Origin of the sequence: Pseudomonas cremoricolorata (genome assembly GCF_000759535.1) — a bacterium.
Taxonomy (GTDB): Bacteria; Pseudomonadota; Gammaproteobacteria; order Pseudomonadales; family Pseudomonadaceae; genus Aquipseudomonas; species Aquipseudomonas cremoricolorata_A.
Map to the genome: position 1 here is coordinate 3,153,383 of NZ_CP009455.1, position 13,990 is coordinate 3,167,372.

Sequence of the window (13,990 nt, forward strand, 5' to 3'; positions counted from 1 at the left end):
CGCTGGGTAAGATGGCCAGCACCAGTATCCCGGCGCCTCGTTGATGAGTGATAAAGACACCATATCCATGCACCTGGTGCGCGAGGCCCTGTTGCAGAGCTGCCAACCTGGGGCCGACACCGAAGCGTTGCTGACCCGGGTGGGCATCGATCCCAGTCAGCTGCACGTGCGCGACGCGCGAGTGCCCAGCCAAACCTACGCGGCTTTGTGGCGACAATTGGCGCGCCATTGCCGTGATGAACTCTTCGCCATGGACGCCCGCGGGCTGCCCCCCGGCAGCCTGGCGTTCATGGGGCGGGCGAGCCTGGCCCAGGCCAGTGTGGGCGAGGGTATCGAGACTGCCCTGGCGTACCTGTCGCTGGCGCTGGAGGGGTGCAAGCCACGGCTGGCACGCGAGCACAGCGTGGCACAGATCGTGCTGCTCGAAGCCCATCGGCAACCGGCTCGGGCCTTTACCTATTTCACCCTGTTCATGCTCATTCACGGCCTCGCCTGTTGGCTGTCGGGCCGGCGTATCGCAATCCTTGCCGTAGACCTGCGGGCGCAGCGCCCGGCGTACTGTGATGACTACCAGGTGATGTTCTCTGAGAACCTGCGTTTTGCCATGCCCAACACGCGGTTGATCATCGAAGGTGGCTGCCTCGACCAGCCGATTCGGCGTACGGCCGATGAGTTGCAGCAGTTTCTGGCCGAGGCGCCAGGCAACATCCTGGTCAGATACCGCGATCCGAGCAGTCTGGGGCGGCGGATTCGAGCCGACCTGCTGAGGCTGGACCCGGCGCTCTGGCCCGACGCCGAGCGGCTGGCGCGCCAGTTGTGCCTATCGGTATCGACCCTGCGCCGCCGTCTGGCCGACGAGGGCCAGACCTACCAGGGCCTGAAAGACAGCGTGCGGCGCCAGTTGGCAGTGGCCTGGCTGGCCGAGCAGGGCGCGGCCATGGACACCATCGCCGAACGCCTCGGCTATGCCGACAGCAGCTCGTTCTACAAAGCCTTCCGCAAATGGTTCGGCTGCAATCCCGGTCACTACCGGATGCTGAGTGCCGGCGCGACGAAACCCTGACCGCGCCCGGCAGCAGTTCCCCCTGCTGTCGCCATTGACATCCGCTCACTGTGCGCTCCTTACCAACAGGAGCCTCCCATGACCGACACCCCAACCTCTGCGTCAAAGCTGCATCCCACCGATGCGTTCATCCGCACGCAACTGCGACCTTGGCTGACCGAGGCCACGCCTGCACAAATCAACAGCCTGCGGGATCGGTTCCAGGCCTACCGTGGCACGCACGAGCAAGCCCACCAGGCGACCGTCGAACTGATCTCACTGCAGGCCTTCGCCCGGCAGCATTTCACGGAGTTGCTGGCACCTTACCTTGAGTCGCACGACAGCCTCAGTCAGCTGGAATGGCTGGTGGTCACGCCAAGTATTGCGCCAATCTCACTGCCAGGCTGGACCATCCTGCAACCGGAGTATCGTCGTGAACCGGCGCTGTTGCGGCTGATGCAGAACTTCCCGGCCAACACCTCCTATTTTCAAGGCACCGGAGTGGTGCGCCCCGGTACTTACGATCTGCTCGTCAGCGACACCAATGCGCTGATCGCCGACTGCCGCCAGCAGGATGTCGGCAGCCGCTACCAGCAACTGCTGGACCGGGTGTTCGTCACCCAGACCCTGGACCTGCTGAGCGCCGACAAGCGCGCGGGCTTTCTCCTGGCGGCGCAGATCGCCGCCCTCAAGGGGCAGATCTCCGACGCTGCGCATGCCGCAGTGCAGCGTTTGAGCCAGGTGACGGACGCCCCTTGTACCGATTGCCTGCACGCCACCGCGCAGTGGGTCCACGTCCTTGGGCAGCGTCTGGCAGATGCATTGGCCATCGAACTGCGCGACACCGATGGCGGTGTGCATAGCGTGGTGCTGTACCTGCCTAGCGACAGTACCCAGGCACTGCGCAGCTTTGCCAACTGGTCGGCGCTTGCCGCCGCACTGCTGACCGATCTGCGCCGCCCAGGCTATCGCCAGGTCTTCAGCCAACGGGTGCGACTCGAGCAACGACCAGCATTTCTCACCTTGCTGGGCAAGCGTTTGCTGGACGATCACCCCGACCTTGCAGTGCGGGGTGAGCTGATCGAGGGCAATCTGTTCGCCAGCCTGGTCAACGAGCAGGTCGCTGGCATCAAGGCCGATGCCAAGTTGCTGCTGGTGCCATCGGCACTGGCCGATGCTGCTGCTGCGCGAGCGCGCCACGCACTCTGGAAAGACGCTGGCATGAGCCTGGTGACCCTGGCCGGGTTCTTCATTCCGGTGGTGGGTGCGGTGTTACTTGGCCAACTGGTGGTGCAGGTGGCCTCGGAAATCTATGAGGGCGTCGAAGACTGGAGTCTTGGCCATCAGCACGAGGCGCTCGATCACTTCCTGGGCGTGGCTGAAACCGTGGCAGTGGCGGCAGTGGTGACCGCCGGCGGGACGGCCGTGGCCAGGGGCTTCGCTCGCAGCAGCCTGGTCGACACCTTGCAGCCAGTGGAGCTGGAAAATGGCGACAGACGTCTGTGGTCGCCGGACCGCACTCCCTACGAAGACCTGCCAGAAGAGCCTGTGGCTCTGGACAATGGCCTGTATGGCGTTGGTGAACAACGCTGGATGCGCATCGGTGATGCCTGGTATCGACTGCGCCGCACTGACGCTGCCGAACCCTGGCGCCTGCGTCACCCACAGCGTCCCGAAGCCTATGGACCGGTGGTGGAAAGCAACGGTCAGCGTGGCTGGCGCATGCGTCTGGCGCGTCCCCTGGAGTGGCATAACACGGCCCGCATGCTCTCGACCCTTTGGCCTCACGTACCGTCGCTGGACTCGGCACAGACCCTGCAGGTGCTGCGCATCGCCGGAATGGACGGCGACGAACTGCGCGGGCTGCTGGTGGAGAACCGTCCGGCACCGGCCAATCTGCACGATGCCCTGCGGCGTTTCCAGGCGCGCAAGCGCATCGAGCGCTTCTTCGTCCACCTCGCCGAGCAACATCCTCAACCTGACCCGCAGATCCAGGCCTGGTGCCTGGCACAACCGGGCATCAGCGGGCTCGATGCGCAAACGCTGCGCGAGACGCTGCTTGAGCGGCAAGCCAGTTTTACCCAGCCATTGCTGGAACACCTGAGCGCTGCGCAATTGCCTGACGACGCGCTGCGCACGTTGGTGCAGCGCGACTTCCCAGGTTTGCCCGACGTGTACGCCGAGCAAGCCTTGGAAGGCGTCGATACGGTACAGCGTCAGCTAGCCCTGGTCGAACAGCGCGTGCCGCTGGCACTGGCCAAGCGTGCGCGCAGTCTGCGTCAGCTGGCGCGGCTAGGCCGAGCGGTGGAGGGGCTGACTTTCGACAGTGCATACGGCAACGACAGCGCCGACCTGGTCGTCGCGCTGCTGCGTCGGTTGCCGAACTGGCCACTGGCGCTGAACATCGAGATCCGTGATGACAGTGTCTGGGGACGCAGGATCGCGATCATGAACCCTCAGGGAGCCGATGCAGCCCTCAGGGTGCTGGCCCGCGTCAATGGATACTTCAGGGTGTACGATGCGCAGATGTACGCACTGGAGCTGGACATCGATGAGCCGCAGGGTTTGTTCGAAGCGCTGGCGGCGCTGCTGACGCCCGAGCACGTTCAGGCGTTGGGCCTGAGCGAAGGCGGTCTTGCCGGGCAGTTGCGTGAGCACGTGTTGCAATCGCTACCAGTGCAGACGACCCGGCGTCTGCAATTGCTCGGCTGGCGCGCAGAAGCCCCTTGGTTCAACCCGGGTCAGCGCCTGCCCGACGGCCGCGTAGGGTATCTGCTCAGTGGCAGGGGCCAAGGATCGTCGTCCGATCGCTTGCTGCGTGATCGAGTCCGTGCGTTGTATCCCGGGTTCAGTGACCGTCGGGTTGAGCAGTATCTGCGGATCATGGAGGAGTCGGACGGCAATCCTTTTGAAATCCTCATGCAGCAGGAGGCCCATTACCAGCGTATGGACAGTGACCTGAACCGGTGGGCCGCCGCGCAGGCCCCTGGATGGGTGACCGGTGTGCGCCAGCATGCTGCGAACAGGCTGCGTCAGTGCTGGCGCATACAGGGAGAGTTGGACATCGGTGGAAATGGTCAGGTCTTGGGCATGCGGCTGGATCTGAGCGGACTGGGTGTGCTCGACCTGCCCGAGCTGCCGGCGGGTATCGAGATGGGGCATGTCTCGGTGCTGATACTCAGAAGTATGCGCCTGCGGGAGCTTCCCGTGAGTTTCTTGCGCGGCTTCAGCCAGTTGAGTCGTATCAATCTGGGCGGCAACGCCTTGAGCCGGATTCCAGAAGCGTTGGGTTATATCACCAGCCTGCGCATCGTCAACCTGGACCATAACCTGATTCGGCTCGATGAGGCAGGCGAGGGCACGCTGGCAGGCCTGCCGCATCTCAACTCGCTGAACCTGAGCTACAACCCGCTCGGCAACTTCCGCCTGCGCTTCCATTACTTGTCGCGTCTGGCTTGGGTGAGCTTGCGTTACTGCCAACTGACGACATGGCCCTCCGGCCTGGAACTGTGCACCTCTCTGGAAACCGCCGACCTGCGCAACAACCTTCTGGCCGACATCCCCGACACCACTTTACAGATGCCGCTGTCGTATCGCCGGGCTTTGGTGGTGCAAAACAACCCATTGCCGGCACAGCAGCTCGATCAACTCTTCAGCATCACCGAGCATGACTTGCTTCACCAGCAAGCATCGGCTGCGCCGTTCGAACCCCCTACGCCTGCAGCGACGCGCACGCTCTGGCTGAGCCGCAGCGCCAGCGAGTTGCAGGCGAGCCGTGAAGCACTGTGGGATACGGTATTCGCATTGCCACAGCATGAAGGTCTGCTCACCCTGCTTGGCGAGCTTCAGCGCACCGCCGATTTCACCCGTGCGCCTGAGTACCTGAGCGAGCAGGTCTGGACGATGCTCAGCGCACTGGATGCCGATGCCGACCTGCGCGAGCAGGTGTTCGTGCGCGCCAACGAGCCGCTGGCCTGTGAAGACAGTGTGGCCGAGCGCTTCAGCGATCTGCAGGTGCTGGTGCTGGAATCGCAGGCCACCGCCGACGCGGCGTATCACGAACGCGGCCCGCGCTTGATCACCCTCGGCCGGCGTCTTTGGCGGCTGGCTCAAGTGGAGCGCTTCGCTCGTCAGGATATGGTCCAGCGCAGCGCAGACGGACGCGGCGTCGATGAAATCGAGGTAAGTCTGTACTACCGCATTCACTTGGCCGAAGCGCTCGACCTGCCTTTCCAGCCGCGCAGCATGCACTACGAAACCGTGGCCCGGGTCACGCCTCAACAATTGCAGGCGGCCCGCGAATTCGTCCATAGCCACGAGACCCGAGAAGCCTTGGCCGACAGTCTCAGTCAGCGCACGTTCTGGAGGCGCTACCTGGAGGTTCGTCACCCTGCGGTGTTCACGCAATTGCACGAACAGTACGCCGATGAAGGCTCGCAGCTGGACGAGCAGCAAGAGAGTCTGAGCAGCGAGGTCTACCGGCAGCGCTGGCAAGACCTCACCGTGCGGCGGGAGAGTGCGCTGGACGCCTTGCGGTTGCGTCTGACCGAAGATGCACTGGATACACAAGACGCCGGCGGTGTCGACGTCTGATCGCGTCCGGCCAAAGCGGTCAGCGCGCCTGACAGCTTTGGCCATTGCCGCTGCCCACGACCCGCGCGACTATCCTGGTCACGACGGTTCAGCCTCTTTCCAGCCAACCCACCCGTTGCCCGTGTTCTCGCCAACCGTCGTCGGGCCTGAAGGACGACACCATGCACATTGCCAATACCCCCTTCATCGTCAGCGGTGCCGCCTCAGGGCTCGGTGCCGCCACTGCGCAGATGCTGATCGAGGCCGGCGCCCAGGTGCTGCTGGTCGACCTCAATGCCGCGGCCGTCGAGGCCAAGGCCGCTGAGTTGGGCGGCAACGCGCGTTTTGCAGTCGCCGACATCAGTGACGAGCAGGCTGCCAAGGCCGCGGTCGATGCTGCCGTGCGGGCGTTTGGTGGCCTGCGTGGGCTGGTCAACTGTGCAGGCATCGTCGCCGGCGAAAAGGTCCTCGGCAAGCAAGGCCCGCATGCGCTGGCTAGCTTCACGCGGATGATCAACGTCAATTTGATCGGCAGCTTCAACCTGTTGCGCCTGGCCGCCGCAGCCATGGCCGAAGGCAGCGCCGATGGGGGTGGCGAGCGCGGCGTCATCATCAATACTGCGTCGGTCGCCGCCTTCGACGGGCAAATCGGCCAGGCTGCCTATTCGGCGTCCAAAGGCGCCGTCGCCAGCATGACCTTGCCCGTGGCGCGGGAACTGGCGCGTTTCGGCATCCGCGTCATGACCATCGCCCCGGGTATTTTTGAAACCCCGATGATGGCCGGCATGAGCGAAGAGGTGCGCAGCTCGCTGGCGGCCGGTGTGCCGTTCCCGCCGCGTCTGGGCCGCCCGGAAGAATACGCCGCGCTGGCGCGACACATCATCGAAAACAGCATGCTCAATGGTGAGGTGATCCGTCTCGACGGCGCCTTGCGCATGGCCGCCAAATAATCAAGGACACTCCCATGACCCTCGCTAGCGACCCTATCGTCATCGTCAGCGCCGTGCGCACGCCCATGGGCGGCCTGCAGGGCGAGCTCAAATCCCTCAGTGCTCCGCAACTGGGTGCTGCCGCCATCGGCGCTGCGCTCGAGCGCGGTGGCGTCGAGCCAGAGGCGGTCGATCAGGTGCTGTTCGGCTGTGTGCTGTCCGCAGGGCTCGGTCAGGCACCTGCGCGGCAGGCTGCGCTGGGCGCCGGACTTGCGGCGCAAACCACCTGTACCACCCTGAACAAGATGTGTGGCTCGGGCATGGAGGCGCTGATCCTCGCCCACGACCTGCTGCTGGCAGGCTCTGCCGACGTGGTGGTCGCCGGCGGCATGGAAAGCATGAGCAACGCGCCCTACCTGTTGGAAAAGGCCCGCGCGGGTTACCGCATGGGCCACGGCCAGGTGCTCGATCACATGTTTCTCGACGGCCTGGAAGATGCCTACGACAAGGGCCGCCTGATGGGCACCTTCGCCGAAGACTGTGCCCAGGCCCATGACTTCAGTCGTCAGGATCAGGACGATTTCGCCATTGCCTCACTGACCCGCGCGCAGTTGGCCATCAGCGAAGGGCGCTTCGCCGACGAGATCGTCCCGGTGCAGGTCACCGAAGCCCGCCAGACCCGTATGGTCAGCGATGACGAGCAACCGCCCAAAGCGCGCCTGGATAAAATCCCGCAGCTGCGCCCGGCTTTCCGCGACGGTGGTACGGTGACCGCGGCCAATGCCAGCTCCATTTCCGATGGCGCTGCAGCCTTGCTGCTGATGCGACGCTCCGAAGCTGAGCGCCGCGGCCTCAAGCCGCTGGCAGTGATTCACGGCCACGCGGCGTTCGCCGACCAACCGGCGCTGTTCCCCACCGCACCCATTGGCGCCATCGAAAAACTCATGCAGCGCACCGGCTGGAGCCTCGATCAGGTCGATCTGTTCGAAATCAACGAAGCCTTCGCCGTGGTCACGCTGGCCGCGATGAAGCAGCTGCAGCTGCCCCACGACAAGGTCAACGTCAACGGCGGCGCCTGCGCGCTGGGCCATCCTATTGGCGCTTCGGGGGCGCGGATTCTGGTCACGCTGATCGCCGCGCTGCGTCAACGCAACCTGCGCCGCGGGGTCGCGGCGATCTGCATCGGCGGTGGCGAGGCCACTGCCGTTGCCCTTCAATGCCTGTGAAGAGGTGAGCCATGCTGGTCAGCGACGAACAACAACAGATTGCCGATGCCGTACGCAGCTTCGCTCAGGAACGCCTCAGACCGTTTGCCGAGCAGTGGGACAAAGCGCATCGCTTCCCCCGCGAAGCCATCGATGAGATGGCCGAACTGGGCCTGTTCGGCATGCTGATTCCCGAGCAGTGGGGCGGCAGTGACACTGGCTATGTAGCCTACGCCATGGCCCTGGAAGAGATCGCCGCAGGCGATGGCGCCTGTTCGACCATCATGAGCGTGCACAACTCGGTCGGCTGCGTGCCGATCCTGCGCTTTGGCAGTGACGCGCAAAAGGCGCAGTTTCTGACCCCGCTGGCCACTGGTGCCATGCTGGGCGCCTTCGCCCTCACCGAACCGCAGGCCGGCTCCGATGCCAGTAGCCTGAAGACCCGCGCCCGGCGCGACGGCGATCACTATGTGCTCAATGGCAGCAAGCAGTTCATTACCTCGGGGCAAAGCGCCGGCGTGGTCATCGTGTTCGCGGTCACCGAGCCCGAGGCCGGCAAGCGCGGCATCAGCGCCTTCATCGTGCCCACCGACACGCCGGGGTATCAGGTGGTCAGGGTCGAAGACAAGCTCGGCCAGCATGCTTCCGATACCTGTCAGATCCATTTCGATGACGTACGCGTGCCACTGGCCTACCGTCTGGGCGAGGAGGGCGAGGGTTATCGCATCGCACTGGCCAACCTGGAAGGCGGGCGGATCGGCATCGCTGCGCAGTCAGTGGGCATGGCGCGTGCCGCCTTCGAGGTGGCGCGCGATTACGCCCGCGAGCGGCAGAGCTTCGGCAAGATACTGATCGAGCACCAGGCCGTGGCTTTTCGGCTGGCCGACATGGCCACCCGCATCGCCGTGGCGCGGCAAATGGTGCTGCACGCCGCCGCGCTGCGCGATGCTGGAAAACCTGCACTGATCGAGGCGTCGATGGCCAAGCTGTTCGCCTCGGAAATGGCCGAGCAGGTGTGTTCCGATGCCTTGCAGACCCTTGGCGGATATGGCTATCTGAGCGACTTCCCGCTAGAGCGCATCTACCGCGACGTGCGGGTCTGCCAGATCTACGAAGGCACCAGCGACATTCAGCGCATGGTCATTGCGCGCAATCTCTGAAGGAGTTCCCATGGCATTCGAAAGCATTCTGTTGGACATCCACGGCAAAGTCGGCCTGATCACCTTGAACCGCCCGCAGGCACTCAATGCGCTGAATGCGCAGATCGTGTCTGAAATCAATCAGGCCCTCGATCAGCTTGAGCGCGATCCACAGATCGGCTGCGTGGTGCTCACAGGTTCAGCCAAAGCCTTTGCTGCCGGCGCCGACATCAAGGAGATGGCCGAGCTCGGGTATCCGCAGATCTACACCGAAGACTTGTTCAGCGATGCCGACCGTATCGCCAGTCGGCGCAAGCCGATCATCGCCGCCGTGTCGGGGTTCGCCCTGGGGGGGGGCTGTGAGCTAGCGATGATGTGCGACTTCATTCTCGCTGCCGATACGGCCAAGTTCGGCCAGCCGGAAATCAATCTGGGCGTCTTGCCAGGTATGGGCGGTACCCAGCGTCTGACTCGGGCGGTGGGCAAGGCCAAGGCCATGGAACTGTGCCTGACTGGCCGCTTGATGGGGGCCGAGGAAGCCGAACGTGCCGGGCTCGTTGCCCGTATCGTTCCGGCGGAGCAACTGCTCGAAGAGGCGCTCAAGGTGGCTGCCAGCATTGCCAGCAAGTCGATTCCGGTGAGCATGATGGTCAAGGAAAGCGTCAACCGCGCCTTCGAAGTGACCCTCAGCGAAGGTGTGCGTTTTGAGCGTCGCGTGTTCCATGCGGCGTTCGCCACCCAGGACCAGAAGGAAGGCATGGCTGCGTTCATCGCCAAACGCCAGGCGCACTTCAAGGACAGGTGACAGCTGGGGCCGAGCTATCGGTTGACGCTACCGATTACGGACCGGCCTTGAGTCCTCGACTGGCTTCATGAGCCCGCAAAGTGGCATCTGTGCAACCGTTCTGGCTATTGGACTTGGCAGTGCCAAAGTAGCAAAGCCAGCAGCGCGCCAAAGGTGTATCACTGTTGCTACCGCACCGTCGCGGTAGCTTCGGAGGACAAGACCATGTGGAAAAAACCGGCCTTCACCGATTTGCGTATCGGCTTTGAAGTGACGATGTACTTCGCCAATCGTTGAGCACGGGCTCAGGGCGAGCCGTGTGACGGTTCGCCCCCCGCCAAGGTCTGATTGCAAAGCGCTGGAGATGATTTAGGCTGACGCTCACAAGGACAGAACAACAATAAAAGGCGTCGCATGAGCGCGAATCTGAGTCTGCTGCGTAAGTTCGTTTCACCGGAAATCATCTTTGGCGCCGGCTGCCGACACCATGTTGCCAATTACGCACGCACCTTCGGCGCGCGCAAGGTGTTGCTGGTCAGCGACCCAGGCGTCACCGCTGCCGGGTGGGTCGCGGACGTCGAGCGCAGTCTGCAAGGCCAAGGCATCGACTACTGCCTGTACAGCACCGTGTCGCCCAACCCGCGCATCGAGGAGGTCATGGCCGGGGCCGAGCGTTATCGCAGCGAGCAGTGCGATGTCATCGTTGCAGTCGGCGGCGGAAGTCCCATGGACTGCGCCAAGGGCATTGGCATCGTGGTCGCCCATGGTCGGCACATTCTCGAGTTCGAAGGCGTCGATACCATCCGTGTGCCGAGCCCTCCGCTGATTCTGATTCCCACCACGGCCGGTACCTCGGCCGATGTCTCGCAGTTCGTCATTCTGTCCAATCAGCAGGAGCGCATGAAGTTCTCCATCGTCAGCAAGGCGGTGGTGCCTGACGTGTCGTTGATCGATCCGCAAACCACGTTGAGCATGGACCCGTTCCTCTCCGCCTGCACGGGCATCGACGCGCTGGTGCATGCCATCGAGGCATTCGTCTCTACTGGCCATGGACCGCTGACCGATCCCCACGCGCTGGAGGCCATGCGCCTGATCAACGGTAACCTGGTGGAGATGATCGCCAACCCGGCTGATATCGCCCTGCGGGAAAAGGTCATGCTGGGCAGCATGCAGGCAGGACTTGCCTTCTCCAATGCCATCCTGGGTGCCGTGCACGCCATGTCCCACAGCCTTGGCGGCTTTCTCGATCTGCCCCATGGCCTGTGCAATGCGGTACTGGTCGAGCACGTGGTGGCGTTCAACTACAGCGCAGCGCCCGACCGCTTCAAACTGATTGCCCAGACCTTGGGCATCGATTGCCGTGGCCTGACTCACAATCAGGTGCGCCAGCGTCTGGTCGAACACCTGATCGCCTTGAAGCGAGCGGTGGGCTTCCACGAAACCCTCGGCCTGCATGGGGTGGGCAGCAGCGATATTCCGTTCCTGTCGCGCCATGCCATGGGCGATCCGTGCATCCTCACCAACCCACGCAGCTCGAGCCTGCGTGATGTCGAGGTGGTGTATGGCGAGGCCCTCTGAGCCCAGCGCAGATGCCTTGGCCGGGTTGCTGGGGCTTTCCAACCATACCGTTCGCAAGAGCCACTATCCGGAACTGGCCGTGCGGCTGGAGGAGCTGGAAGCCGAGCGCAATCGCTACAAGTGGCTGTTCGAACACGCCGTGCATGGCATTTTTCAGGCCAGCGTCGCCGACGGCATGCGCGCGGCCAACCCGGCCCTGGCGCGCATGCTTGGGTACCGTGATCCGCTGGCGGTGATGTTTTCCCGCACCGAACTGGCGGGTCGCTTGTTCGAAGGGGGCGCCGCCGAGTTGTCGGCCATCGTCGAGGTACTGCAGCGTGAGCAGGCCTTGCTCGGTTACGAGACGCGCTTGCGCCGGCGCGACGGCAGTTGCCTGGACGTGTTGATGAACCTGCTGATGCGACCGGATGAGCCGGGTGTGGTCGAGGGCTTCGTCGCCGACATCACCGAACGCAAGCAGGCCCAGGCGCGCTTGCAGCAGCTCAATGACCAGCTCGAACAGCGCGTGGCCGAGCGCACCAACGAGCTGATCGAGGCGCGCGACGCCGCGCAGGCGGCCAACCTTAGCAAGGACAAGTACCTGGCCGCTGCCAGCCATGATCTGCTGCAACCGCTCAATGCCGCGCGTCTGCTGATTTCGACCCTACGCGAACGGCACCTGGCGACGGCCGAGCAGTTGCTGGTTGAGCGTGCCCAGCAGGCACTGGAAGGCGCCGAAGATCTGCTGACTGACCTGCTGGATATTTCCCGACTGGATCAGGCCAGCATCACCCCTGATCTGGACTTGTACCGGCTCGATGAGGTGCTGCTGCCGTTGGCGTCGGAATTCCAGCCTGTGGCCGAAGCCGCCGGCCTGACACTGCGGGTCAGGGGTGGGCAGGCGGTGCTGCAAACCGATCTGCGCCTGTTGACGCGCATTCTGCGCAACTTTCTCAGCAACGCTTGCCGTTACACCCAGCGCGGCGGGGTGCTACTGGGCTGGCGCCGGCGCGGCACGCAGGTGCGCATCGAGGTGTGGGACAGCGGGCTGGGGATCGCCTCGCATCGCTTGCAGGCGATTTTTCTCGAGTTCAACCAACTGGATGTCGGGCGCGCAGCAGACCGCAAAGGGGTTGGGCTGGGGCTGGCCATCGTCGAGCGTATCGCACGTATCCTGCACTGTGCGGTGACAGTGCGCTCGTGGCCAGGGCGTGGCTCGGTGTTCGCCATCGATATTCCGCTCTCCAGTGAGCCTGCGTCACAGCGCTTGAACCTGCTGCCTGCGCCTTTGCTCGGTGACCCGCTGCCGGGGCGGCGTCTGCTGGTATTGGACAATGAGCTAAGCATTCGCCTGAGCATGGCCGCGCTGTTGTCCCAGTGGGGCTGCCAGGTGCTCACGGCCACCGACCTCGATGAAGCGCTCGAAGCGCTCGACGGCGTGCCCCCGGAGCTGGTGCTGGCCGATTACCATCTGGACCACGGACGCACGGGATGCGATGTGGTGCGTGAACTGCGCAGCCACTTTGCCTGTCCTATCCCCGCCGTGATGATCACTGCCGATCGCAGCGAACAGAGCCAGCGCGCCATTCAAGCCCTGATGGCCCCTTTGCTGAATAAACCGGTCAAACCCGGCAAACTGCGTGCGGTGTTGAGTCAGCTGTTGGGCTGAGTGCTTGCCGCCCGGCCGAGAGAGTGGGCAAATCCGCCAATTGGCGTTCATTTAGGTTGCCCACTGCGACGTGGCACCTTAGACTGCCGCCCCCTGCAAAAGAGTGCCGGATTGGCGCTTGAAGAATTCCGTCACGGGCGCCCGTCGCCCGCGACATCCGAATCGCCCAAATGCACCTTTTTTCATAGAGAAGTCGATGACCAAGGAACAGTTACTGGCCATGTCGGCCGATGACTACATGAATGCCGATCAGCTCGCATTCTTCACGTCGCTGCTGCAAGCGATGAAAGTTGAAACCCACGAGCGTATCCAACTCAGCCGCGATACCATCGAGAGCCTCGATACCCCTTCCGACCCCGCCGACGTCGCGTCGGTCGAGGAGGAGCGGCACTGGCTGGTCAACGCCATCGAACGCGACCAGCGCCTGCTGCCACAGCTGGAAATGGCCCTGGGCCGCATCGGCGACGAAAGTTTCGGCTGGTGCGATGACAGTGGTGAGCCGATCGGTCTGCAACGTCTGCTGATCAGCCCGACGACCAAGTACTGCATCGAAGCCCAAGAGCGCCACGAGCAGTTGGATCGTCATTTGCGTCAGGTCTGAAGCGCCTGCGTTGACAAAAGCCCCGGAGCGCGAACTCTGGGGCTTTTGCGTTTTGGAGGACTGGGCTACGCGCGCCGGGTGGGTACTGCTCAGCACTCCAGAGCGCGTGCCAACAGGCACGCGTCCAAGTGCCGGCGACGAAAGCCCTTGACCCGGCCAGTGGCCTGCTCCGTGATGTGGAAAAACTCGATACCCGCAGGAACTACTATGAACTGCGGCAAGGCTTTTCCATGTGGGTTGTAAGAAAAGTCTCGAACCTCTCGACGACTTTCGCTGTTTTCGTGCATATTCGTTCCCCTGCAACGGATGAATGAATGCCCCGGGCGGTTACTGCCTGAAGCGGGGCACATCTATCGCATCTTTCCTGACCGGTATGTTGTCAGACATTGCGCTTCTTCCTGATAGAAAAACTCCAAGGCCCTATTTTAGGAAGAGGCTTGCGTGAGGATGTAATCATTCTTGCGAGATGCGTCGTCGACTTCGACTGACGCT

The 13,990-nt window shown here is 63.4% G+C and carries 10 protein-coding genes; all 10 read left to right on the forward strand.

Translation table 11 applies throughout. The annotated features are described in order from the left end of the window. Positions 1 to 43 precede the first annotated feature (43 nt). The 10 genes from LK03_RS14130 to LK03_RS14170 all read left to right on the forward strand — a co-directional run bounded on the left by LK03_RS14130 (position 44) and on the right by LK03_RS14170 (position 13,498). Positions 44 to 1,063 (forward strand): AraC family transcriptional regulator, encoded by a 1,020-nt coding sequence (locus LK03_RS14130; RefSeq protein ID WP_038413000.1) that lies wholly within the window; start codon positions 44 to 46, stop codon positions 1,061 to 1,063. Between the two features lie 78 nt (positions 1,064 to 1,141). Next, complete coding sequence (locus tag LK03_RS14135) at positions 1,142 to 5,635, forward strand: NEL-type E3 ubiquitin ligase domain-containing protein (RefSeq protein WP_049870493.1); 4,494 nt, start codon at positions 1,142 to 1,144, stop codon at positions 5,633 to 5,635. A gap of 161 nt (positions 5,636 to 5,796) precedes the next feature. After that, positions 5,797 to 6,564, forward strand: a complete 768-nt coding sequence (locus LK03_RS14140) for an SDR family NAD(P)-dependent oxidoreductase (RefSeq protein ID WP_038413001.1) — start codon at positions 5,797 to 5,799, stop codon at positions 6,562 to 6,564. Between the two features lie 14 nt (positions 6,565 to 6,578). Further along, positions 6,579 to 7,769, forward strand: coding sequence for an acetyl-CoA C-acyltransferase (locus LK03_RS14145; protein WP_038413002.1), 1,191 nt, complete (start codon positions 6,579 to 6,581; stop codon positions 7,767 to 7,769). Between the two features lie 11 nt (positions 7,770 to 7,780). Beyond that, positions 7,781 to 8,908 carry an acyl-CoA dehydrogenase gene (locus LK03_RS14150; RefSeq protein ID WP_038413003.1) on the forward strand — a complete coding sequence of 376 codons (1,128 nt, stop codon included), beginning with the start codon at positions 7,781 to 7,783 and terminating at the stop codon, positions 8,906 to 8,908. A 10-nt stretch (positions 8,909 to 8,918) separates the two neighbouring features. Then, positions 8,919 to 9,692, forward strand: a complete 774-nt coding sequence (locus tag LK03_RS14155) for an enoyl-CoA hydratase (RefSeq protein ID WP_038413004.1) — start codon at positions 8,919 to 8,921, stop codon at positions 9,690 to 9,692. A 204-nt stretch (positions 9,693 to 9,896) separates the two neighbouring features. Then, positions 9,897 to 9,968, forward strand: a complete 72-nt coding sequence (gene pqqA / locus LK03_RS21980) for a pyrroloquinoline quinone precursor peptide PqqA (protein ID WP_009394664.1) — start codon at positions 9,897 to 9,899, stop codon at positions 9,966 to 9,968. Between the two features lie 117 nt (positions 9,969 to 10,085). Continuing rightward, the gene (gene ercA / locus LK03_RS14160; protein ID WP_038413005.1) at positions 10,086 to 11,249 is read left to right on the forward strand and encodes an alcohol dehydrogenase-like regulatory protein ErcA; all 1,164 of its coding nucleotides are present in this window, start codon (positions 10,086 to 10,088) and stop codon (positions 11,247 to 11,249) included. Then, complete coding sequence (locus tag LK03_RS14165) at positions 11,233 to 12,897, forward strand: ATP-binding response regulator (RefSeq protein WP_038413006.1); 1,665 nt, start codon at positions 11,233 to 11,235, stop codon at positions 12,895 to 12,897. The genes ercA and LK03_RS14165 overlap by 17 nt, the downstream gene beginning before the upstream one ends. A 196-nt stretch (positions 12,898 to 13,093) precedes the next feature. After that, positions 13,094 to 13,498 (forward strand): TraR/DksA family transcriptional regulator, encoded by a 405-nt coding sequence (locus LK03_RS14170; RefSeq protein ID WP_028696316.1) that lies wholly within the window; start codon positions 13,094 to 13,096, stop codon positions 13,496 to 13,498. Positions 13,499 to 13,990 lie beyond the last annotated feature (492 nt).

Bases quoted from the DNA above. Each gene is read 5' to 3' on its own strand.
- LK03_RS14130 (WP_038413000.1), top strand. From the start codon at position 44: ATGAGTGATAAAGACACCATATCCATGCACCTGGTGCGCGAGGCCCTG.
- LK03_RS14135 (WP_049870493.1), top strand. From the start codon at position 1,142: ATGACCGACACCCCAACCTCTGCGTCAAAGCTGCATCCCACCGATGCG.
- LK03_RS14140 (WP_038413001.1), top strand. From the start codon at position 5,797: ATGCACATTGCCAATACCCCCTTCATCGTCAGCGGTGCCGCCTCAGGG.
- LK03_RS14145 (WP_038413002.1), top strand. From the start codon at position 6,579: ATGACCCTCGCTAGCGACCCTATCGTCATCGTCAGCGCCGTGCGCACG.
- LK03_RS14150 (WP_038413003.1), top strand. From the start codon at position 7,781: ATGCTGGTCAGCGACGAACAACAACAGATTGCCGATGCCGTACGCAGC.
- LK03_RS14155 (WP_038413004.1), top strand. From the start codon at position 8,919: ATGGCATTCGAAAGCATTCTGTTGGACATCCACGGCAAAGTCGGCCTG.
- ercA (WP_038413005.1), top strand. From the start codon at position 10,086: ATGAGCGCGAATCTGAGTCTGCTGCGTAAGTTCGTTTCACCGGAAATC.
- LK03_RS14165 (WP_038413006.1), top strand. From the start codon at position 11,233: ATGGCGAGGCCCTCTGAGCCCAGCGCAGATGCCTTGGCCGGGTTGCTG.
- LK03_RS14170 (WP_028696316.1), top strand. From the start codon at position 13,094: ATGACCAAGGAACAGTTACTGGCCATGTCGGCCGATGACTACATGAAT.